This window comes from Caulobacter segnis ATCC 21756 (assembly GCF_000092285.1).
GTDB classification, from domain to species: domain Bacteria; phylum Pseudomonadota; class Alphaproteobacteria; order Caulobacterales; family Caulobacteraceae; genus Caulobacter; species Caulobacter segnis.
In genome coordinates this window covers 1,301,805-1,323,662 of the sequence record NC_014100.1, presented here as the reverse complement: position 1 = coordinate 1,323,662, position 21,858 = coordinate 1,301,805, and the positions used below count along the sequence as shown (strand labels likewise).

Here is a 21,858-nt window from a genome sequence, read left to right as displayed (position 1 = left end):
GCGTCGGTCCGCACGGACAGATTCGCCTAACGAGCGAATAACCTCAATCCGCGTAGAACATTCGCCGCCCCATTCTCGCCACCTCGGAGCGCGCCAAGCGATTCGCCGCTCGCGCCTATTCGGCCGCCAGCAACTCAAAGCTGACCGCCAAGCCGTCGGTCGCCGAATTGGCGATCCACAGATCAAAGACGCCGGCTTCGGCGACCCAGCGATCGCCGTCACCGACGAACATCAGGTTTTCGCGCCTTAGTTCGAACCGGACCTCGCGCTCGCTTCCGGGTGCGAGCGAGACGCGTTGGAAGCCCTTCAGCTCGCGTACAGGCCGGGTGCGGCTGGCGACACGGTCGCGGATATAGAGTTGGAGCACGTGCTCGCCATAGATCGGGCCCGTGTTGCGCACTCTGGCTGTCACGTGGAGCGTCTCGTCCCACGCCAGCCTTTGCGTGCTGAGCCGAAGATCGGACACGGCGAAGGTCGTGTAACCCAGCCCGAAGCCGAACGGATAGAGCGCCTCGTTGCGGATCGAACGCCAGCGGGACTTATACTCCTGGGCGTTCGGATCGGCCGGCGCGGGACGGCCGGTGGTGCGTCCGTTGTAGAAGAACGGCTCCTGACCGCTGTCCAGCGGGAAGCTGACCGGCAGGCGGCCGGACGGATTGACCCCGCCAAACAGGACGTCGGCGACGGCGTGGCCCATCTCGCTGCCCAGAAACCAGGTCGCCAGGATCGCCGGCGCGTCGCGCACCGGGCCTTCGAGGGCGAGAGCCCGCCCATGACGGAGCAGAACGACCACCGGCTTGCCGGTGGCGGCGATCGCCTCGGCCAGGCGCTGCTGGGCCGGCGGGATCCGGATGTCGGTGCGGGACTTGGCCTCGCCAGTCATGGTCTCGCTCTCACCGATCGCCAACAGGACGACATCGGCGGCCTGGGCGACGGCGACCGCCCGCTCGATTCCCCCGGCGATCGGCGCCTCGATATCCGAGCCGCGCTCCACGATCAGGCTCGCCGGATCGGCCATCTGGGCTCGCAGGCCCGTGGCGAGGTCGACGTTCAGGGACTTGTCGGCGAAGAAGCCCCCCCAGGCGCCCAGGACGTTGTCGCGGTCGTCGGCGAACGGGCCGATCAGCGCCAAGCGCTTCCCAGCCTTAGGCAAGGGCAGCAGGCCGCGATCGTTCTTCAGGAGCACGATAGACCGCGCGCCAGCCTCCCGGCTCAGGGCGCGCAGCGCGGGCGTGGCGGTGCGGGCGCGCTCGGCGGCGGGATTCAACGATCGGTAGGGGTTGTCAAAGAGGCCGATCGCCTCCTTCAGCGCCAGGACCCGACGCACCGAGGCGTCGACCACCGCCATCGGCACGGCGCCCGAGGCGACCAGTTCCGGCAGGTAGCGGATGTAGAGACCGCTCTGCATGCTGATGTCGACGCCAGCCAGGATCGCCAGCCGCGCGGCGTCGCGGTCATCCGCGGCGAAGCCGTGCGCGACGAGCTCCTGGTCTGAGGTGTAGTCGGAGATCACGACGCCCTTGAAGCCCCACTCCCCGCGCAGCACGTCGGTCAAGAGCCGCTTGTTGGCCGTGGACGGGACGCCGTTCACGTCGTTGAAGGCCGACATCACCGTCATGGCGCCGGCGGCGAACGCGGCCTGGAACGGCGGCAGGTGGACTTCGCGCAGGGTCGCTTCGGACAGTTCGACCGAATTGTATTCCAGTCCCGCCGCCACCGCGCCGTACGCGGCGAAGTGCTTGGGCGTGGCCAGCATGCTGTCGTCAGCCTTCAGGTCCTTGCCCTGGAAGCCGCGAACCCGGGCGGCCGCCATGACCTCGCCGAGATAAGGATCTTCGCCCGAACCCTCGGCCACGCGGCCCCAGCGCTGGTCGCGGGCCACATCGACCATGGGCGCGAAGGTCCAGTGCAGACCCGACGCGCTCGCCTCCGACGCCGCCGCGCGGGCGGTGCGCTCGGCCAGGTGCGGGTCGAAGCTGGCGGCCTCGGCCAGCGGGATCGGGAACACCGTGCGGAAACCGTGGATCACGTCGGCCGCGAACAGCAGCGGGATCTTCAGCCGCGAACCTTCGACCGCGGCCTTTTGGGTGTCCAGCGCGGCCTGGGCGCCGACGCCGTTCATCAGGACGCCGATCCGGCCAGCCTGGATCTCGGCGGTCAGGGTCTGGGCGTTGCGAAGATTGACCAGCGGGTTCATGTCGCCGACCGGCGGCCGGATCATGTCGGCGAAGCAGGAGAGCTGGCCGGCCTTCTCCTCGATCGTCATCTGGGCGAGCAAGCCCTCGACGCGATCGGAAGCTCGGGCGAAGGCGCGGGGCGCGGTGACGGCGAGACCCGCAAGGGCGGCGGCGGAGGACAGGAATCCACGCCGGCTCGGCCCTTCCGGGCCGCCGTTCGCCGTCTTCAGAACCATGGAATCCCCCGGGGACGCTTTACGAGGCGCGCAAACTCGCCGCTAAAGCTTTCCGGCGCAACCGGTCAGGCCTATTCCGCGGCGATCAGCCCCGCCTCGGCCGGAACGCGAGCGGCGTTGTAGGTCTCGAGATCGAGAATCCCTTCCCGCTTGGCGACGATGGTCGGGACCAGCGCCTGGCCGGCGACGTTCACGGCGGTGCGCCCCATGTCGAGGATCGGGTCGATCGCCAGCAGCAAGCCAGCGCCCTCGAGCGGCAGGCCCAAGGTCGACAGGGTCAAGGTCAGCATCACCGTCGCGCCGGTCAGGCCCGCCGTGGCGGCCGAGCCGATCACCGAGACGAAGACGATCAGGAAGTAGTCGGACAGGGCCAGGTGCACGCCGAAGAACTGTGCCACGAAGATCGCCGAGATCGCCGGATAGATGGCCGCGCAGCCGTCCATCTTGGTCGTCGAGCCCAGCGGCACGGCGAAGGCGGCGTAGGCGCGCGGCACGCCCAGGCTGGTCTCGGTCACGGCCTCGGTCACCGGCAGGGTGCCGACCGACGAGCGCGAGACGAAGCCCAGCTGGATCGCCGGCCAGGCGCCCTGGAAGAACTTGATCGGATTGAGGCCGTTCAGCGCCAGGATGGTCGGATAGACGACCAGCAGCACGAGGGCCAGGCCGACATAGATCGCGCCGGTGAAGGCGCCGAGCTGGCCCAGGGTGGTCCAGCCGTACTGGGCCACGGCATTGCCGAACAGACCGATCGTACCGATCGGGGTCAGACGGATCACCCACCAGAGCACCTTGCGCACGATCGCCAGGGCCGAGGCGTTGAACTTCAGGAAAGCCTCGCCCGCCTCGCCGACCTTCAGAGCCGCCACGCCGGTCACCAGCGAGATCACCACGATCTGCAGCACGTTGAACGACAGCGAGGTCGAAGCGGCGCCGGCGTCGCTGATCTTGGTGGAGGCGGCCAGGCCCAGGATGTTGACGGGCACGAGGCCGGTCAGGAAGTCGAGCCAGGAGCCGTGGGTCTTGGGCGCCTTGGCGGCGGCGGCCTCGACCGTGGTGTGCAGGCCCGGCTGCAGGATGAGGCCGAGAGCGATGCCGATCAGCACCGCGATCAGCGCGGTCACGGCGAACCAGAACAGGGTGCGCCAGACCAGGCGCGCGGCGTTCTGCATTTGAGCGATGTTGGCGATGCTGGCGACGATGGCGGTGAAGACCAGCGGCGGCACCAGGACACGCAGAAGCTGAACGAAGATCGCGCCGACCTGGTGCAGGGTCTCGGCCAGCGCGTAGCCCGCCTGCCCTTCCGCCGGTCCCAGCTGCCGCGCCAGCAGGCCAAGGCCCAGACCAATGGCCATGGCGGCCAGGACCTGGACGCCGAAACCGCTGATGAAGCGGCTGCTCTTGGGTTGGACGGCGGCCATGGTGTTCCTTCGTTCGTAGGCCCTCCAATGTCGTGCCGCGCACTGGGAATTACGATCGAGGTTTTTCGATAGGCGCCTTCAGGAAAACTGATCGGGCAAAAAGAAACCCCGGAAAGCCGAAGCTTTCCGGGGCTCTTCGAGACGGCTCCGTTGGGCCTAGTGGCCGCCGGCGACGCCTTCGTCCTCGATCTCGTGGGTCGGGGCGTTCTTGGACACCAGCGCGAACCACAGGACGTAGACGTAGCAGACCAGCGGAGCGATGAAGGCCAGCGACTTCGAACCCGTCATCTCCTCGATCTTGGCGAAGGCCAGCGGCAGGAAGGCGCCGCCGACGATGGCCATGCACAGCAGACCCGAGGTCGCCGAGGCCGGAGCCGACGAGCGCTGCAGGGTCAGGGTGAAGATGGTCGGGAACATGATCGAGTTGAACAGGCCGATCAGCAGGGCCGCGAAGGCCGGGATCAGGCCGGTGGTCATCGGAACCGTGGCCAGCAGCAGGTTGATGTCGCCGGTATGGGCGCTCGGAACCATGTCCTTGGTCAGGATCACGACCAGGCTCAGCGCGATGGCGCCCACGGCCACGGCGGTCAGCAGCCAGTAGTCCTTGAACGACTTCAGGAGGGCCGAGCCGGCGAAGCGGCCGATCATGGCGAAGACCATGTAGAAGGTGGTCATCTTGCCGGCCTGCTCGGCCGGGATGTTCAGAATGTGCGCTTCTTCCAGGAACAGCAGCAGGTTCAGCGAGATCGCCACCTCGGCGCCGACATAGAGGAAGATGCCGATCGCGCCCAGGTTCGCCCACTTGGACGACAGGGCCGACAGCGGGTTGACGTAGTGGCCGGTCTTCGGAGCGGCTTCGGTGATCTGGCGACGCACGAAGAAGATGGCCAGGATGAACAGGGCCAGGCCCGCGCCGATCACGAAATAGACGTTGGACACGAAGCCGAGGGCCTGCTCGCGCATGGCGTCGGTGATCGTGATGTCCTTCTCGAAGATCTGGCCCTTGAGCAGGAAGTTGGCGCCGAACCACAGGCCGCAGGCCGCGCCCAGCGAGTTGAACGCCTGGGACAGGTTCAGTCGGAACGAACTGTCCTCGGGACGGCCCATCGAGGCGATGAGCGGGTTGGCCGCCACCTGCAGAAGGGTGATGCCCGAGGCCATGATGAACAGCGCCGTCAGCACCAGGGCGAAGGTGTGCAACTTGGCCGCCGCGATGGCGATGAAGCAGCCCAGCACGATGCCGCCCAGGCCGACCATGACCGAGCGGGCGTAACCGAACTTGGACAGGAACGCCGCCGAGGGCATCGACATGACGCCATAGGCGATGAAGAAGGCGAAACCGGTCAGGCTGGCTTCGACGGGCGTGAGGGTGAAGACCGTCTTCATGGTCTTCAGCAGCGGATCAAGCAGGTTGGTGACCAGCGCCCAGATGAAGAACAGGCACGTCACGTAGACGATGGCCAGCTTCACGCCGCCGCTCTTTGGCGACGATTTTGCGATCGCGGCGTCGCTCATCGAACGCCTCCGAGATTGTACTTCAGCACCGCAATCACTGGACCACTCCCTAAGCGACGATGTTCGTGAGTCCGTCTTTGCGCGGACGCGCCATTCATTGGAAGCGTGACAACGTTGTCAACCATTTGTCGGATTTTTTGAGCTCTTGGCGGTCCTCTCAGGAACGGAAAACCCCCTGCCCCGCTTGGTCAGTGAGAGCGGGAGTTTTCCATGTTGGCGTTGGCGGTTGTGGTGATTTCCGGGGTCTTCGTGCTGGCCGCGATGGTCGGTCTCGCCGACGCGGCGGTGTGCTTCGCCTGCTGGGGCGCCGCTCGGCTGATCGGCGAATCGAAGCGCCAAAAGCCGGAGCAGACGCCCGCGAGGGGAATCACCGCCTAGGACTGCTCCGGCTCAGGCCGCGACGCGTCGCGGAGCACCCCGTTCTACACGCGGCGCCGGACGATCGTAGGCGGCGTTCTCGTCCACCTCCCAGACATCGTGAAGGCGTTCGTCGGCGATGATGTTCTCGGCCGTCAGCACGCCGGTCATCATGGCGCGGTCCTGGTCGCCATAGCGATGCATGCCGTTGCGGCCGACCAGATGCAGGCCGGGATAGTGCAGTTTGAGATCCAGGCGGATCATCCGGACGTGCTCGGCATAGGCCTCGTCATAGACCGGATAGGCCTTGCGTTGGCGGACGACGCAGGCGTCCTGCACCTCGCCCGCCGCCATCAAGCCGATGCGGGCGATCTCGTCCTTGGCCTTGGCGACCAGATCGTCGTCCGACAGCGTCCAGAGGCTGTCGCCCTCGAAGCAGAAGTACTCGAGCCCTAGCGCCGTCCCGACGCCGTCGGGGATCATGTCCGGCGACCAAGCGCCAAGATTGCGCACGCGACCGACCTGCACCGAGGCGTCATGGACATAGATCCAGGTGTCCGCCGGAGCCTTGCGCGGCTTGCCGATCAACACGACCGTCAGGAAATCGCGGTACATCAGCTCGCCGGCGTGGAAGACGCTCATCGGGGTCGGACTGATCGATTGCATCAGTTCGCGCACCGGGGCCGAAGAAACCACATTGTCGGCCGTGTAGATCTCCTTGCGCCCATCGGCGCAGACCACCGAAACGGTCCAGATCCGCGCCAGCTTGTCGTAGTGCAGGCCATCGACGCGGCGGCCCAGGCGAATATCGCCGCCCAGCGCCGTAACTTTTTCGGCGCAGGCCTCCCAGACCATGCCCGCGCCCTCGCGGGGATAGTGGAAGCGTTCGTTCAGGGTCTTGCTCTTAGCGGCCGCGGGCGGCTTGCGCTTGAGGCCCAGCGAGCGCCTGACGCCGTCCATCAGCGCGGCCCCCAGGTCCAGGCCCTTGATGCGCTGGCGAGCCCAGTCGGCCGACAGCTCCTCGCAGCTCATGCCCCAGACCTTCTCGGCGTAGCTCTTGAAGAAGGTCGAAAACAGCGTCTGGCCGAAGTGGTTGCGCACCCAGTCGCGGAAGCTCTCGGGCTCTTTGATCGGCTTGACCTTGGCCCAGGCGAACGAGGCCAGGCATTTGGTCGCCATCCACGGACCCAGGTTCGTCAGCGCTTGGAAGGCCCGCAACGGGAAGGCGTAAAAGCGCCCGCGATAGTAGATGCGCGAGACCCTGGGCCGCTCGAGAAAGCCCTCGGGCAGAATCTCGCGCCAAAGGTCCAGAATCTCGGGATTGCGCGAGAAGAAGCGATGGCCGCCGATATCGAACTTCACGCCCTTGTAGTCGATGGTTCGGCTGACCCCGCCCACCTGGGTCGGATCCATCTCCAGCACGGTGACGGACCGCCCGGCCTTGGCCAGGGTGTAGGCGGTCGTCAGGCCGGCCGGCCCGCCCCCGATCACCAGCGTCTCGACGTGCTGGGCCATCCGCCCCTCCAATCCCGTTTCGATACAGCATGGGGCGGCTTGGTTAAGGCGGTGTCGCGAGGCGTGGTGAAATGGCCGTTAATCGTGAATCGGGACGATTGGCCGCGGACTATAGAAGCCCGTGCAGCCAACGAGCGGTCGCCAACCAGGCCGGGCTTTTCCAGATGAACAGGGGGCCGACTGTCACGAACAACAGCAGCAGTCCGCCAAGAACGCTGGACAAATACGGTCGCCGCGTCTGGGCGACGTCCCAGGCGATCAGCGCCACGGTGTAGATGTTGGGCAGCAAGAACGCCCCTAGCAAGAACGGCATCCCCGGGATCCGTCCGAAGGCGGCGCCAATCATCGCGGCCATCCCCAGCACCATCAGCCGCTTGTGAGCCGCCGGCTTGCGAAGCAGCGCCAGGGCCGAAAGAAACAGCAGCCCAAAGCCCACGACCGCCAGCATCGGCACGGCCAGCCAGGACAGCGGATCCAGCGGAATGGCCAAGCGATCCACCTGCCGAAGAGCCGCCCAAGTCCCCACCAGGATCATCGACAGAACGATGGGTAAGCCGGTCAGACCCAGCTTCATGTGCAGGTCTCGTCGTCCGGCGGCGACGAGACTCGTCTGGACCATGAACAGTACGATCCAGGCGCTGAACAGCAGCCCGTGCAGGTGGACCAGCGGGGTCGCGGGCTTGATGAATTCGGGCGGCGGAATAAAGGCCCGCAGGTAGTAGGTGCGGCCAAAGCCGATCACCACGGCCATGAACATGGTCGCGGCCAGAGCGGTGAAGAACAGCCGCTCGCCTGACGGCTTCGGGATTGAAACCTTGCCCGGGGAAATGGCGATGTCGATGGGCATGCGTGTCTCCTGACCGTTGGCGCGCCGACGGCCGGGATCGCAGCGCGCCCCGCCGATGGACAGGACGCCGAACCGATGATTGCCTGATGAAACGCCGATCAAGCCGCGCTATGGCGCTTTCGCGAGGGGGACCGGGGGGCAGTCTTGGGGGATACGCTTCAGCCAATCGATCTGGCGCGCGCGCCGGACTTCATGCTTGGCGGCGCCAAGGTGCGTCCCTCATTGCGCCAGGTGGTCGCCGTCGATGGCCGCGAGACAGTGCTGGAACCCCGCGTGATGCAGGTGCTGGTCGCCCTCGCCTCCGCGGGCGGCGCCATCTTGTCGCGCGACGACCTCATCCTGACCTGTTGGTCGGGCAGGATCGTCGGCGAGGACGCGATCAACCGCGTCATCTCCCGACTGCGCCGACTGTCAGAGGAGATCGGCGGCTTCCGGATCGAGACCATCACCAAGGTCGGCTACCGGATCGTCGAGGAAGGCCCGGCGGCCAGGGCCGCCCCGAGCGGCGTCGCGTCTCGAGAGGTCGCCAAGCCCAGCCGCCGCCGGCTTGTCGCTGTCGGCGGCGCGGTCGTCGCGGCGGCCAGCGCGGGCTTTCTTCTCTGGCCGCGCGGGGCGCCGGACGGGCCGGACATCGGCCCGCTGGTCGTCCAGGCGAGCACCGCGCTGGAACAAGGAACCGCGGAGGGCAACGACCAGGCGATCGGCTTGCTCAAACGCGCCGTGGAGCTGAGCCCCAAAGACGCCTCGGCCTGGGGCGCGCTGGCCTTCTGCTACGCGGCGGCCACCCACACCCGAGCTCCGCGCGTCCAGCCTGATTTCGCCCTGCGCGCCCGCGAGGCCGCCCGACGCGCCGAAAATCTCGCGCCCGGCGAGCCGAACGCGAGGACGGCGCTGGTGTTGATGGGCGTCGCCATGGGGCGATGGGGGGAGAACGAGCGCGCGCTGCGGGGCGTGCTCGCCGACCACCCCAAGCATCTGCCGGCCCGCCTGATGCTAGCCGACCTGCTCGGCGCGGTCGGCCGCTGGCGGGAGAGCGCGGACTTCCTCGACGCCGTCAACACCGAGGAAGCGCCGACACCTGGCCGAGTCCAGCGCCATCTACAAGCCCTATGGGGGGCTGGGCGGATGGAGGAAGCCGACCGGGCCGCGGCCCGGGCGGTGTCGCTGTATCCCAGTCACTTCGCGGTCTGGTTCACACACTTCCATCTGCTGCTCTACACTGGCCGCGCCCACGAGGCCCTCGGCAAGCTGGCGAACCTCGAAGCGCGCCCGGACAGCGCCGACGAAGACAATTTCCAGATGATCCTCGCCGTGGCCAAGGCGATGGAGAGCCGAACCGCCAGCGACATCGACGCGGCGCTCGGACTGGTGCGGGCGTCGGCCCGATCCGGCGCGGGCTACGCGGAAAACGCGATCCAATACGCCGCGGCGCTGGGACGTATCGATATCGCGTTCGAGATCTGCGACGCCTATTTCTTCGCCAAGGGTTTCACCGTGCCTGAGATACGGTTCACCACCCGCCAGAAGACCTACACCCCCGCGGACGACCGGCGCACCGGCTTCCTGTTCCTTCCTTCAACGTCGGCGCTTCGACTGGACCCGCGGTTCGCCGCCATGACGGAGACACTCGGGCTCGACGCCTATTGGCGCGAAGCGGGCGTGCGGCCGGACTACAAGGTCGCCTAGGCGACTCTTCGCGCATCCTTCTGGCGGTCATTCGCGTTGTGCGGGTCGAGGGACCTTCACCACGAGAACAGATATGGCTCGTCTCTTCATCATCGGCATGGTCGTCGGGGCCATCGCCCTTCCCGCCACCTTGGCGCCCAGCTCAGCGGACGCCGCTTCTTGCCGCAGTCGCAAGACCACCGGAACCGTGGTGGGCGGCCTGGGCGGCGCCTTGGTCGGCAATGCGATCTCCAAGGGGGGCGGCGGCCTGCTGATCGGCGGCGTCGGTGGCGCCCTCGTCGGTCGCGAGATCGGCAAGAGCGGCTGCCATCGCACGCGAACCGTCTACTACGATAACGGCTCCCGCGCGGCCTCGGCGCCCCGCAGCGAGCCGCGTCCGGTGCGGCAGGTCTACTACGACCACATGGGCAATCCCGTCGCGACCGGCGAGGTCCGCAACGGATCCTTCCAGCAGGTCTCGGCCCCAAGCGGCGGCGTCTGCCGCGACGCAACCATCTCCTATTACGACGAGCGAGGCCGTCTGAGCCAACGCGCCGTCCAGATCTGTCCCCGCTAAAATCGAACGGAAATCCAGATGATGATCCGCAAGCCCGCGATGGCCGTCCTGGTCCTCGCCGCCCTGAGTCTCGCCGCATGCGAAGATCGCGACCACGACGGCATGGCCAACCCCAAGATCTGCGCCGACTTCAAGACCGCGCCGGGCGCCATGGCCGCGTCCGATCCGGCCACGCCGGTCGACGAATGCACGCGCCGCTGGGCCTACAGCCTGGCCGGCTCTCGCGACAGCGGCGAGGTCGTGGCCGAGGCCGTGGTCGCCGCCTGCGCGCCCGTACTCAGCAAGTGGAACCAGGCTTCGTTGGGCCAAGCCGCGCCCGGCGGCGGCGAGCAGGCGCTCAGCCTGACCACCGGCCAGCCGACCAATCCGCTGGCCGAGCACAGCGCCTTCGCCCAAGGCCGCGCGCTGTTCTACGTCGTCCAGGCCCGCGCCGGCCGCTGCAAGGCGCCGCCGGTCAAGAACGGCGTTCCCGAAGGCCTTTAAGGTCGATCAGCCGGCCCGCGACGCGCTTTCCCACTCCAGGAACTCCGGCGTTTCGAGCAGCCGTTCGGCGTAGGCTCCGGCCGCGCCGGCGTCTCCGTAGTCCGACAGGTGGATTGCGTAGGTGCGAAAGCGCGTCGCCACCGGCGTGAAGAAGGCGTCGGCGATCGACCATTCACCCAGCAGGAACGGCCCCCCGGAACGCTTGAGCAGCTGGTTCCAGCGCTCGACGATCTTGCGGACGTCCTTCTGGGTGGCCTCGGAGATGTCCAGCTTGCGTGGCGCTTCGTCCAGCGCCATGGGGCACTCGCCACGCAGCGACTGGAAGCCCGAGTGCATCTCGGCCGAGGCGGAGCGGCCCAGCGCCCGCAGCGCGGGATCTGCGGGCCAGAGCTTCGCCTCTGGGAATTTCTCGGCGAGGTACTCGCAGATCGCCAGCGAGTCCCAGACCACAAGATCTCCATCCCTCAAGGCCGGCGCCAGCTTGCTCGGCGAATGAGCGGCGATGTCATGCGTCGTGGCGTCGCCGCGCCGCAGCTCGATCTCGATTTCCTTGAACGATTGGCCGGTCCGTTTCAGCGCCAGCCAGGGACGCAAAGACCAGCTTGACCACCGCTTGGTGCCGATCACGAGTTCCATGGCGCTTTCCTCCGCTGACGCAAATGCCGGGTGGCCCTTCGGCTTAGCCTGCGTCTAAGGTGGCCTCAACGATTAGAACAAATGTTCGAGGGAGAGACGCATGGCCAAGGACGCCGCGCCCACCGGATCGCCCCTGATCGCGCCGGTGTCGACCGCCTACCGGCGCTACGCGCTCTGGGTGCTGCTGATCATCTACACCCTGAATTTCCTGGACCGTCAGGTGGTCAACATCCTGGCCGAACCGATCAAGCAGGAACTGGGCCTGGCCGACTGGCAGCTGGGCATGATGACGGGCCTGGCCTTCGCGATCTTCTACACCGTGCTGGGCATCCCGATCGCGCGCCTGGCCGAACGCAAGAACCGGCCGCTGATCATCGCCGGCTCGGTGGCCGCCTGGAGCGCCTTCACCGTGCTGTGCGGCTTCGCCCAGAACTTCTGGCACCTGATCCTGGCCCGCATCGGCGTCGGCATTGGCGAGGCCGGCTGCACCCCGCCCGCCCACTCGCTGATCACCGACTATGTCCCCAAGGAGAAGCGCGCCAGCGCCATCGCCTTCTATTCGATCGGCACTCCGCTGGGCACGCTGGTCGGCATGGCGATGGGCGGACTGGTGGCCGACGCCTATGGATGGCGCGTGGCGTTCATGGTCGCCGGTGCGCCGGGCGTGGTGTTCGCGATCATCGCCGCCCTCACCCTGGTCGAGCCACGCAAAAGGCTCGCCGCCGACCTCGCCGCCCGCGCCGCCCAGCCCATCGGCTTCGGCGCCGCGCTGGCCGTGCTGATGGCCAAGAAGACGTTCTGGCTGGTGGCCCTGGCCGCGGCGATCAAGGCCTTCATCGGCTATGGCCAGGCGCCGTTCACCGCGTCGTTCTTCTTCCGCAACCACACGGCCGAGCTCGCCAGCCTCGCGGCCCAATTCGGTCTGAAGTCCGCCGGTTTCCTGGGCCTGTCGCTGGGCCTGATGGGCGGCACGGCCGGCGTCGTCGGCGCCTGGCTGGGCGGGGTGATCGCCGATCGCTACGGCTCCAAGGATATCAGGGCCTACGTCATCGCCCCCGCGCTCGCGTCCCTGGTGGCGGTTCCCGCTTACATCGCCGCCATCAACCTGCCCGGCGCCGTTCCAGCCCTGATCCTGCTGGTCCCCTACTACCTGCTCGGCGCCCTGTGGTACGGCCCCGTCTACGCCACCGCCCAGAGCATCGTCGATCCGGCCATGCGCGCCACGACCGCCGCCGTGCTGCTGTTCATCATCAACCTGATCGGTCTGGGTCTTGGCCCGCTGGGCGTGGGCCTGCTGAGCGACCTGTTCGCCGGCCCGCTGGGCATGGGATCGGCCGAGGGCGTTCGCTGGGCGCTGATCGTCTCGGCCCTTATGGGCGTGGTGTCGTTCGGGCTGTTCTGGCGCGCGCGCCGCACGATCGCGGCCGACATGGTGTCCTGAGATCAAGGGCGTCGGGGGCCGGAATTTAGCCCCTGGCGCTTTGGCTTCCGCTCCGTCACAGTCCCTTCAAGAATTAGAACAAATGTTTGAAGGGAGAGAGTCAGGATGGCCGACGCGCGTGCGTCCGGCGGCGATGGGCCGCTTTACTCGAACGGTTACAAGGCCGCGGTCCTCGGACTTCTGCTGGCGACCTACACGTTCAACTTCATCGATCGGACGATCATCGCCGTCATCGGTCAGGCCATCAAGGTCGACCTCAAGCTGACCGACACCCCCAGCTGGGCTTGCTGGGGGGGCTATATTTCGCCCTGCTCTACACGATCCTGGGCATTCCGATCGCGCGGCTGGCCGAGCGCTACAACCGCGTCACCATCATCTCGGTGTCGCTAGTGGTCTGGTCGGGCTTTACCGCCTTGTGCGGGGCGGCCGCCAACTTCGCCCAGCTGGCCCTGTTCCGCTTCGGCGTCGGCGTCGGCGAGGCCGGCTGCTCGCCGCCCAGCCACTCGCTGATCAGCGACTATTTCGAGCCCAAGAAGCGCGCCTCGGCCTTGTCGATCTATTCGTTCGGCATCCCGCTTGGCACGATGTTCGGCGCGGTGGCAGGCGGCTGGCTGGCCCAGGAGTTCAGCTGGCGCGTGGCCTTCGTCATCGTCGGCCTGCCCGGCGTCCTCCTGGCGCTCATCGTCAAGCTGGTGGTCAAGGAGCCGCCGCGCGGTCATTCGGAGATCGTCGAGCGCCCGATCGAGGCCGAGGGCCTGGTCGTCGAACCCGCCGCCAAGCCCGGCTTCTCGATGGCCCAGGAGTTCTCCGAGCTCTGGGCCGTGACCAAGGTGCTGTTCGGCAAGTGGCCGGTGCTGCACATGGTGCTGGGCGTGACGATCGCCTCGTTCGGCTCATACGGCTCGGGCGCGTTCGTGCCGCCCTATTTCGTGCGGACCTATGGTCTTGGCCTGGCGCAGGTCGGGCTGATCACGGGCCTGATCATGGGCTTCTCGGCGGGGATCGGCACCCTTGTCGGCGGCTTCCTGTCCGACTGGGCCGGCAAGAAGAGCGCCAAGTGGTACGCCCTGACGCCCGCCATCGGCCTGCTGATCGCCACGCCGATCTATATCAGCGCCTATCTGCAGACGAACTGGCAGACCACCGCCCTGATCCTGCTGATCCCAGGCATCTTCCACTACACCTACCTCGCGCCGACCTTCGCCGTGGTGCAGAACTCGGTCGAGCCGCGCCGGCGAGCCACCGCGACGGCCCTGCTGTTCTTCTTCCTCAACCTGATCGCCCTGGGCGGCGGACCGGTCTTCACGGGCTGGCTGATCGACCACCTGGCCCAGTTCAACTTCAACAACCCGGGCTCCACCGGCGTCCTGCACGCGCTGGTCGGATCGTTCGGCGATCCGGGCCCGGTCAACTTCGGCGCCACATGCCCCGGCGGCGTGGCGCCCAAGGGCTCCGCCCCAGAGCTGGCCATGGCCTGCGCTGGCGCGGTCGCCCGGTCGACCCAGCAGGGCATCATCGTCTCGCTGTGCTTCTATGCCTGGGCCGGCGTCCACTACGCCCTGGCGGCCATCGGGCTGGTCAAGCACATGCGGGAGCGGACGGGGGCCTGATCGAAGATGCTCCCCCGCGAGGCGGGGGAGCTGTCGCGGAGCGACTGAGGGGGCAAGCTGGACTTTGGCGGAGCTAGCCCCCTCCGACCCTCTGGGCCACCTCCCCGCGTCGCGGGGGAGGATCTATTCCGCGCTAAGTAATAACCCTCTTCCCTTGACTCCCGGAGCGGTCGGGCCGAAACGCCCGCGCATGATCAGCCGCTACGCCCGCCCCGAAGCCGCCGCCATCTGGTCCAGCCAGACCAAGTACAAGATCTGGTTCGAGATCGAGGCCCACGCCGCCGACGCCATGGCCGAGCTTGGGGTTATCCCCAAGATCGCCGCCGAGACGATCTGGGAAAAGGGCCGCGACGCGGTCTGGGACAGCGACCGCATCGACGAGATCGAACGCGTCACCAAGCATGACGTCATCGCCTTCCTGACCCACGTCTCGGAGATCGTTGGACCGGAAGCTCGCTTCCTGCACCAGGGCATGACCAGCTCGGACGTGCTGGACACCTGTTTCGCCGTGCAGCTGTCGCGCGCCACGGATCTGTTGCTGGAAGATGTCGACCTGGTCCTGGCCGCGCTGAAGCGCCGGGCGCTCGAGCACAAGATGACCGTCTGCGTCGGGCGCAGCCACGGCATCCACGCCGAGCCGATCACCTTCGGCCTGAAGCTGGCCGGCTACTACGCCGAGTTCCAGCGGGCGAAAGAACGACTTGCGATGGCCAAGTTCGAGATCGCCACCTGCGCGATCTCGGGCGCCGTCGGCACCTTCGCCAATGTCGATCCCCGCGTCGAACAGCACGTGGCCGACAAGATGGGCCTGGCCGTCGAGCCGGTCTCGACCCAGGTCATCCCGCGCGACCGCCACGCGGCCTACTTCGCGGCCCTTGGCGTCGTCGCCTCGTCGGTCGAGCGCCTGGCCACCGAGATCCGCCACCTGCAGCGCACGGAAGTCCTCGAAGCCGAGGAGCCCTTCGATCCGGGCCAGAAGGGCTCGTCGGCCATGCCGCACAAGCGCAACCCGATCCTGACCGAGAACCTGACCGGCCTGGCTCGCCTCGTCCGCTCGGCCGTGGTCCCCGCCATGGAAAACGTCGCCCTCTGGCACGAGCGCGATATCAGCCACTCGTCGGTCGAGCGCGGCATCGGCCCCGACGCCACCATCCACCTCGACTTCGCCCTGCGCCGCCTGGCCGGCGTCATCGAGCGTTTCAACATCTATCCCGACAACATGGCCAAGAACCTGGACAAGCTGGGCGGCCTCGTTTTCTCGCAGCGCGTCATGCTGGCCCTGACCCACAAGGACGTCAGCCGCGAGGACGCCTATGCGGCCGTGCAAGGCAACGCCATGAAGGTCTGGCGCGGCGAAGGTCGGTTCCTCGATTTCCTGAAGGCCGACCCCGTGGTCTCCAAGGCCCTGACGACCGCCGAGCTCGAGGACCTCTTCGACCTGGGCTATCACACCAAGAACGTCGACGTGATCTTCAAGCGCGTCTTCGGCGAGGGCGCGTAAGACCTTGGACGACGCGCCGATCCTGCGCCTGAACCCGGCGCTCGATCCGGCGGCCTTCGCGGCCGCCTACGCCCGCGAAGGCGTGGCGCGTATCCCGGACGTCTTCGAGCCCGCCGTGGTCGACCGCCTGGCGGGCATCCTCGAACAGACCATCGACTGGGACATCATCTGCTCCGACGAGCGGGGCAAGGCCGACGTGATGGACCGCGAACGCCGACAGGCCTTGGGCGGCGAGGTGGTGGCGGGACGGCTTCACGCGGCCACGGCCAGGGCCCGCAACGGCTTCGCCTATGTCTATCTCGGCTATCCGATGATCGACGCCTACATCGCCGGCCGCGATCCGGGCCATCCGATCCACGCCCTCACCGAGTTTCTGAACAGCGAGGCGTATATCGGCTTCTGCTCGGCCGTGACGGGCGAGACGACCGTCACCAAGATCGACGGCCAAGCCACCTGCTATCGCCCTGGAGACTTCCTGACGCTGCACGACGACACCGGCGTGGGCGAGCGCCTGGCCGCCTACACCCTGGGCCTGACGCGGAGCTGGCGTCCGGACTGGGGCGGGCAATTGCTGTTCCACGACGCCCAGGGCGATGTCGAGCGCGGCTATGCGCCGGCGTTCAACACCCTGACCCTGTTCCGCGTGCCCCGCGTCCATTCGGTCGCGCCCGTGGCGCCCTATGCCGGCGCGCTGCGCCTGACGGTCACCGGCTGGCTGAGGAACGATCCACCCCATGGCGGCGGTTAAGCGCGGCTTCCCGCCGGTCGTCGACGCGGACGCCCGCGTCCTGATCCTGGGCAGTCTCCCGGGCGAGGCTTCACTGGCCGCGCGTCAGTACTACGGCCATCCCCGGAACGCCTTCTGGCGCCTCATGGAGCAGGTACTGGACTCGCCGCTTGTCGCCCTGGACTACGAAGGCCGGCTGGTCGTCCTCAAGACGCATGGCGTCGGCCTCTGGGACGTCATCGCCGAGGCGCAGCGCCCAGGAAGCCTGGACGCCGCCATTCGCGCGCCCGCGGCGAACGACCTTTTGGCGCTGATCCAGACCTTGCCGGCCCTAAGAGTCGTGGCGTTCAACGGCGGCGCGGCGGCCAAGCTGGGCGAGCGGCTGATCGGTGGGCGGATCCCGACCCTGGCCCTGCCCTCCTCGTCTCCGGCTCACGCCGCGCGAAGCTTCGCGGAGAAGGCGCAAGCCTGGCGTCAGCTTCGCCCCTTCGTCGGGCCCATTCCCCCGCAATAGCGAAGAAGCAAAAAGCCCGCGCCGCCGGCTTCGACGACGCGGGCCAGGCGCCTGGGAAGGTTAGGCGATATTCTTGACCGGCACGTTCTCCACGTGGGTCGTCACATAGTTGAAGCCGCCCGAGCCGTTCCACTGCTGGTCCACAGACAGGGCGGCGGTGAAATTGGCCAGGAACGAGCCGATCGCCGGCGGCGGGACCGAGTAGACGAACTCGCCCTGCAGCGAGACCAGCTGGTGGTTGGGACCAAAGCCGGTCTGATAGATCTGGCCCGTCACGGGGAACCGGTGGTTGCCGCCGGGCACCGCCTGGGTGATCTCCGCGATGCCGGCCACATGACCCGAGGCGGCCTGCACCGACAGCGCCAGATTGACCAACGGGGCGCCCGGGGTGCCGGCGTTGCCGACCACCGCCTTGACGAAATACAGACCCAGCACATCGCTGGCGGTCTTTTGGGTGTGAAGCGTACCGACTTCCGCAGTCATTGGACGTTCTCCCTGCTTGGAAGCGACCCTGACGGTCGCCGGCCGGCACATTGAGCTTTCGCGGTGGAGACGCCAGATAAAACCTGGGCGGAAATCTGGATTTCTAACAACCAGGACGTGCGAATTGATCCGGAGCTCGCCTAAGGTCGTTAACCAATTCCGCACGAGACAAGGCTTTGCGCGGGTGTGGCGCCTCCCGGCTCAACCTGGAGTGATTTTAGAATAAATCGAACGCTGTCCCGGACGGCGAGCGGGCATGAAAAAGGCCGCCCCGAGGGGCGGCCCATTCATCCGGGAATGACCGGAGCGCTTATTCGCCGGCCTTGATCTGCTCGCGGGCCTGAGCCAGCAGCTCGGCCATCTTCATGCGGACCTCGCCTTCGCCGATCGAGACGCCAGAACCCTTCAAGTCCTCGTAAACCTTACGGAAAACGTCGTCGTCGCCCGGCTGTTCGAAGTCGGACTTGACCACGGCGCGCGCGTATTCCTCGGCGGTCGCCAGGCCCATCAGGCCAGCCGCCCACTCGCCCAGAAGGCGGTTGCGGCGCGCGGCCGCCTTGAATTCCAGTTCCTGGTCCAGCGCGAACTTACGTTCGAAACCCTGCTCGCGTTCGTCGAAGGTGGTCATGAAGGCCCCAAAGTCGCCCGCTTGCGTGGCCAAATCCATCGATCTGGCCACGCAAGCTCTAATTCTAAACATTTTGAGCATGATGGTCGCCAAAACCGGCGTCCACTTTCGGCTATCATGCTCCTACGGCGGCTGCATATATCGTGCCGCTTCCATCCGCAATCTCGGGATCGTCCCGAGGCGGCGTTTCTGGCCTCACCATAAACCAAACTCCGCGCCTTTGTTTGCGCGTAAGCGTTCATTCGGGTAGGTTCCGACGGACATTTTTTAGTGAGCGGCCTTGAGTCGAAAGCCGCGCGCAGCTATCCGCCGCGCGCGCTTTTCGTTTCTCGGGAAGTTTTTCCGGGTAAGGCGGCGCGCGCTTCCAAAAAGGGCCTCGACGAGAGCCATGACGACCCGTCGCAAGAAGATCTACGAAGGCAAGGCCAAGATCCTGTACGAGGGCCCCGAGCCCGGCACCCTGATCCAGTACTTCAAGGACGACGCCACCGCGTTCAACGCGCAGAAGAAGGCCGTTCTGGAAGGCAAGGGCGTGATCAACAATCGGATCAGCGAGTACATCATGACTCGCCTGAATTCGATCGGCGTCCAGAACCACTTCATCCGCCGCTTGAACCTGCGCGAGCAGCTCATCAAGGAAGTCGAGATCGTCCCGCTCGAGGTCGTGGTGCGCAACATCGCCGCCGGCTCGATCGCCACGCGCCTGGGCCTGACCGAAGGCCAGCCCCTGCCCCGCTCGATCATCGAGTTCTACTACAAGGACGACAAGCTCGGCGACCCGATGGTTTCCGAGGAGCACATCACCGCGTTCAACTGGGCCGCGACCCAGGAGATCGACGACATGATGGCCATGGCCCTGCGCGTGAACGACTACCTGTCGGGCCTGTTCAGCGGCGTCGGCATCACGCTGGTGGACTTCAAGATCGAGTTCGGCCGCATCTACGAAGGCGACTTCTCGCGCATCATCCTGGCCGACGAGATCAGCCCCGACAGCTGCCGTCTGTGGGACGCCGCGACCAACGAGAAGCTGGACAAGGACCGCTTCCGCCGCGATCTCGGCAACGTCATCGAGAGCTATACCGAGGTGGCCCGCCGCCTGGGGATCATGAAGGAAATGCCGACCGTCATCCAAGGCGGCGTGCACTAAGCTTGGGTTATCCTCCCCCGCGCGCGGGGGAGGTGGCGCGCGGCGCGGCCGCGTGACGGAGGGGGCGCAAAGCCCGATGCGATGGATGGCTGGGCGACGCCCCCTCCACCGCTTCGCGGTCCCCCTCCCCCGTTCCACGGGTGAGGAGATTTAGAGTGAAAGCCACCGTCCACGTGTTCCTGAAGCCCGGCGTGCTCGACGTCCAGGGCAAGGCCGTCGAGAACGCCCTGCATGGTCTGGGCTGGCCCTCGGTCAAGGACGCCCGTGTCGGCCGCGTGATCGAGTTCGACCTGGCCGAGACCGACGCCGAAAAGGCCAAGGCCGAGGTCAAGGCCATGTGCGAGAAGCTGCTGGCCAACACCGTCATCGAAAGCTACCGCATCGATATCGCCTAAACGGCGAAGCTGCTGCGCAGCATCGCCAGGCTGGTCTCCCGGATGGGCTCCAGGTCCATGCCGGGATCGATCAGCAGCTGGGTCGACAGGCCCAGTAGCAAAGACCCCACCATCAGGGCGACCGCGTCGGCGTTGAGCGCCTTGCGGATCACGCCCTCGGCCTGGCCGCGCAGGACCATGGCCTCCAGCCGCTCCTCGGCGCCCTTGTGCGCCAGGGCGAAGGGCGCGCGCAGCTCCGACACGTCGGCCACGGCGCCGGCCAGCAGCACGAAATAGGCCCGCATCTCGCCGTCCCGCGACAGGTTCGTCAGGAAGGCGTCGACGAAGCCCAGCACCGCCTCCAGACCGTCGAGCTGGTCGAGGCGGCGGTCGTCCATCTGAGCCTCGAGCCGCGCCTGCAGCCGGGCGATCAACGCCTCGATCAGCCCCTGCTTGGAGCCGAAGCGCTGGGTCACGAGCCCTCGGCTATAGCCGGCCCGCAGCCCGATGTTCTCGAAGGTGGCCGCCGCCACACCCTGCTCGGCGATCAGTTCGGCCGCGGCGCGCAGCAGTTCGGCCTCCGACTGCTGTCGGCGGTCGGACTGGGTGCGGCGCTCGGGAACCTTAAGGGACGATGTCATCTTGTCGAACTTAGTTATTTGTTGGACAACAAGCAAATATTGAGATGGCCGCAGAGCCATCCTCGGGAGGAGCCAGGAGGCCTGCATGACGATCCCCGCCGACATCGCCAAGGACATTGTCGACCCCACCGCCTACGCCGACGGCGATCGCGTCGATCAGGCCTTCGCCTGGCTACGCAGGGAGGCTCCGCTCGACATCGCCCAGCCCGAGGGTTTCGATCCGTTCTGGGTCGTCACGCGCCACGCCGACATCCTGGAGGTCGAGCGGCAGAACGAGCTGTTCCACAACGGCGACCGCGCCACGGTGCTGACCACGATCGAGGCCGACCGCAAGGTGCGCGAGATGATGGGCGGATCTCCTCACCTGGTCCGCTCGCTGGTGCAGATGGATAACCCCGACCACTTCGCCTACCGCAAGGTCACCCAAGGCGCGCTGCTGCCGCAGAACCTGCGGGCGCTGGAGGCCCGGATCCGCGAGATCGCCCGAGGCTTCGTCGACCGGATGGCCGAGCATGGCGACCGCTGCGATTTCGCCCGCGATGTGGCGTTCCTTTATCCGCTGCACGTGATCATGGAGGTGCTGGGCGTCCCCGAAAGCGACGAGCCCCGCATGCTGAAACTGACCCAGGAGCTGTTCGGCAACGCCGACCCGGACCTGAACCGCAGCGGCAAGACGATCACCGACGCCGGCGAAGGCGTCGACAGCATCCAGTCCGTGGTCATGGACTTCATGATGTACTTCAACGCCATCACCGAGGACCGCCGCGCCAAGCCGCGCGACGACCTGGCCAGCCTGATCGCCAATGGCAAGATCAATGGCGAGCCGATGGGGCACCTGGAGGCGATGAGCTATTACATCATCGCCGCCACGGCCGGCCACGACACGACCTCCTCGACCACCGCCGGAGCGCTGTGGGCCCTGGCCGAGAACCCCGAGCAGTTCGCCAAGGTCAAGGCCGACCCGTCGCTGATCTCGGGCCTGATCGAGGAGTCGATCCGCTGGGTCACGCCGGTGAAGCACTTCATGCGCACCGCCACGGCCGACGCCGAACTGGCCGGCAAGAAGATCGCCAAGGGCGACTGGTTGTTCCTGTCCTATCCGTCCGGCAATCGCGACGAGACGGTGTTCGAGGACCCCTTCAGCTTCAAGGTCGACCGCGCGCCCAACAAGCACCTCGCCTTCGGCTACGGCGCGCACATCTGCCTGGGCCAACACCTGGCGCGGATGGAGATGCGGGTGCTCTGGGAAGAGCTGCTTTCCCGCCTCGACAGCGTCGAGCTGGACGGGACGCCCACTCGGATGACCGCCAACTTCGTCTGCGGCCCCAAGGCCGTGCCGATCCGCTTCAAGATGCACTGAGGGCGG

General features: G+C 66.9%; 20 protein-coding genes and 1 pseudogene. 12 read left to right on the top strand and 9 right to left on the bottom strand.

Annotated elements, in window-relative coordinates:
- Nucleotides 1–115: 115 nt before the first annotated feature.
- The 3 genes from CSEG_RS06200 to CSEG_RS06190 all read right to left on the bottom strand — a co-directional run bounded on the left by CSEG_RS06200 (nt 116) and on the right by CSEG_RS06190 (nt 5,346).
- On the bottom strand, nt 116–2,413 hold the full coding sequence (locus CSEG_RS06200) for a glycoside hydrolase family 3 N-terminal domain-containing protein (RefSeq protein ID WP_013078401.1): 2,298 nt from the start codon (nt 2,411–2,413) through the stop codon (nt 116–118).
- 71 nt (nt 2,414–2,484) lie between these two features.
- Nucleotides 2,485–3,831, bottom strand: a complete 1,347-nt coding sequence (locus CSEG_RS06195; protein WP_013078400.1) for a dicarboxylate/amino acid:cation symporter — start codon at nt 3,829–3,831, stop codon at nt 2,485–2,487.
- 156 nt (nt 3,832–3,987) lie between these two features.
- The gene (locus CSEG_RS06190) at nt 3,988–5,346 is read right to left on the bottom strand and encodes a sugar MFS transporter (RefSeq protein ID WP_013078399.1); all 1,359 of its coding nucleotides are present in this window, start codon (nt 5,344–5,346) and stop codon (nt 3,988–3,990) included.
- Nucleotides 5,347–5,556: 210 nt separating this feature from the next.
- On the opposite strand from CSEG_RS06190, the gene CSEG_RS22490 reads away from it, so the two are divergent.
- A complete protein-coding gene (locus CSEG_RS22490) occupies nt 5,557–5,724 on the top strand; it encodes a hypothetical protein (RefSeq protein WP_013078398.1) in 168 nt (55 codons plus the stop codon).
- A gap of 12 nt (nt 5,725–5,736) precedes the next feature.
- Here CSEG_RS22490 and CSEG_RS06185 read toward each other — a convergent pair whose 3' ends face one another.
- Nucleotides 5,737–7,218 (bottom strand): NAD(P)/FAD-dependent oxidoreductase, encoded by a 1,482-nt coding sequence (locus CSEG_RS06185; protein ID WP_013078397.1) that lies wholly within the window; start codon nt 7,216–7,218, stop codon nt 5,737–5,739.
- Nucleotides 7,219–7,327: 109 nt separating this feature from the next.
- Nucleotides 7,328–8,065, bottom strand: a complete 738-nt coding sequence (locus tag CSEG_RS06180) for a hypothetical protein (RefSeq protein ID WP_013078396.1) — start codon at nt 8,063–8,065, stop codon at nt 7,328–7,330.
- A gap of 144 nt (nt 8,066–8,209) precedes the next feature.
- Between CSEG_RS06180 and CSEG_RS21470 the strand changes: the two genes are divergently transcribed.
- The 3 genes from CSEG_RS21470 to CSEG_RS06165 all read left to right on the top strand — a co-directional run bounded on the left by CSEG_RS21470 (nt 8,210) and on the right by CSEG_RS06165 (nt 10,790).
- The gene (locus tag CSEG_RS21470; RefSeq protein WP_013078395.1) at nt 8,210–9,751 is read left to right on the top strand and encodes a winged helix-turn-helix domain-containing protein; all 1,542 of its coding nucleotides are present in this window, start codon (nt 8,210–8,212) and stop codon (nt 9,749–9,751) included.
- Nucleotides 9,752–9,824: 73 nt separating this feature from the next.
- Nucleotides 9,825–10,307: a hypothetical protein gene (locus tag CSEG_RS06170; protein WP_013078394.1), complete on the top strand. Its 483-nt coding sequence runs from the start codon at nt 9,825–9,827 to the stop codon at nt 10,305–10,307.
- An 18-nt stretch (nt 10,308–10,325) separates the two neighbouring features.
- Nucleotides 10,326–10,790, top strand: coding sequence for a hypothetical protein (locus CSEG_RS06165; RefSeq protein ID WP_013078393.1), 465 nt, complete (start codon nt 10,326–10,328; stop codon nt 10,788–10,790).
- Between the two features lie 6 nt (nt 10,791–10,796).
- On the opposite strand, the gene CSEG_RS06160 is transcribed toward CSEG_RS06165, so the two are convergent.
- Complete coding sequence (locus CSEG_RS06160; protein WP_013078392.1) at nt 10,797–11,426, bottom strand: glutathione S-transferase family protein; 630 nt, start codon at nt 11,424–11,426, stop codon at nt 10,797–10,799.
- A gap of 100 nt (nt 11,427–11,526) precedes the next feature.
- Between CSEG_RS06160 and CSEG_RS06155 the strand changes: the two genes are divergently transcribed.
- The 5 genes and pseudogenes from CSEG_RS06155 to CSEG_RS06135 all read left to right on the top strand — a co-directional run bounded on the left by CSEG_RS06155 (nt 11,527) and on the right by CSEG_RS06135 (nt 17,219).
- A complete protein-coding gene (locus tag CSEG_RS06155) occupies nt 11,527–12,867 on the top strand; it encodes a spinster family MFS transporter (RefSeq protein ID WP_013078391.1) in 1,341 nt (446 codons plus the stop codon).
- A gap of 105 nt (nt 12,868–12,972) precedes the next feature.
- A pseudogene (locus tag CSEG_RS06150) lies at nt 12,973–14,477 on the top strand (spinster family MFS transporter).
- Nucleotides 14,478–14,667: 190 nt separating this feature from the next.
- Nucleotides 14,668–15,978 carry an adenylosuccinate lyase gene (purB, locus tag CSEG_RS06145; RefSeq protein WP_013078390.1) on the top strand — a complete coding sequence of 437 codons (1,311 nt, stop codon included), beginning with the start codon at nt 14,668–14,670 and terminating at the stop codon, nt 15,976–15,978.
- 4 nt (nt 15,979–15,982) lie between these two features.
- A complete protein-coding gene (locus tag CSEG_RS06140) occupies nt 15,983–16,726 on the top strand; it encodes a 2OG-Fe(II) oxygenase family protein (RefSeq protein WP_013078389.1) in 744 nt (247 codons plus the stop codon).
- Nucleotides 16,713–17,219, top strand: coding sequence for a DNA-deoxyinosine glycosylase (locus CSEG_RS06135; protein WP_013078388.1), 507 nt, complete (start codon nt 16,713–16,715; stop codon nt 17,217–17,219). Before CSEG_RS06140 ends, CSEG_RS06135 begins: the two co-directional genes overlap by 14 nt.
- 60 nt (nt 17,220–17,279) lie before the next feature.
- Here CSEG_RS06135 and CSEG_RS06130 read toward each other — a convergent pair whose 3' ends face one another.
- Together CSEG_RS06130 and CSEG_RS06125 are read right to left on the bottom strand one after the other, a co-directional pair.
- Nucleotides 17,280–17,702 carry a DUF1842 domain-containing protein gene (locus CSEG_RS06130; protein ID WP_013078387.1) on the bottom strand — a complete coding sequence of 141 codons (423 nt, stop codon included), beginning with the start codon at nt 17,700–17,702 and terminating at the stop codon, nt 17,280–17,282.
- A 310-nt stretch (nt 17,703–18,012) separates the two neighbouring features.
- Nucleotides 18,013–18,330 (bottom strand): DUF1476 domain-containing protein, encoded by a 318-nt coding sequence (locus tag CSEG_RS06125; protein ID WP_041538493.1) that lies wholly within the window; start codon nt 18,328–18,330, stop codon nt 18,013–18,015.
- Between the two features lie 388 nt (nt 18,331–18,718).
- Between CSEG_RS06125 and purC the strand changes: the two genes are divergently transcribed.
- Both purC and purS read left to right on the top strand, forming a co-directional pair.
- Nucleotides 18,719–19,477, top strand: coding sequence for a phosphoribosylaminoimidazolesuccinocarboxamide synthase (gene purC, locus CSEG_RS06120; protein WP_013078385.1), 759 nt, complete (start codon nt 18,719–18,721; stop codon nt 19,475–19,477).
- 155 nt (nt 19,478–19,632) lie between these two features.
- A complete protein-coding gene (purS, locus tag CSEG_RS06115; RefSeq protein WP_013078384.1) occupies nt 19,633–19,872 on the top strand; it encodes a phosphoribosylformylglycinamidine synthase subunit PurS in 240 nt (79 codons plus the stop codon).
- Here the strand turns inward: purS and CSEG_RS06110 are convergent.
- Entirely contained in the window at nt 19,869–20,492 is a 624-nt protein-coding gene (locus CSEG_RS06110; RefSeq protein WP_013078383.1) for a TetR/AcrR family transcriptional regulator, read from the bottom strand. The genes purS and CSEG_RS06110 overlap by 4 nt on opposite strands.
- Before the next feature lie 85 nt (nt 20,493–20,577).
- Between CSEG_RS06110 and CSEG_RS06105 the strand changes: the two genes are divergently transcribed.
- A complete protein-coding gene (locus CSEG_RS06105; RefSeq protein ID WP_013078382.1) occupies nt 20,578–21,852 on the top strand; it encodes a cytochrome P450 in 1,275 nt (424 codons plus the stop codon).
- The last annotated feature ends 6 nt before the right edge of the window (nt 21,853–21,858 follow it).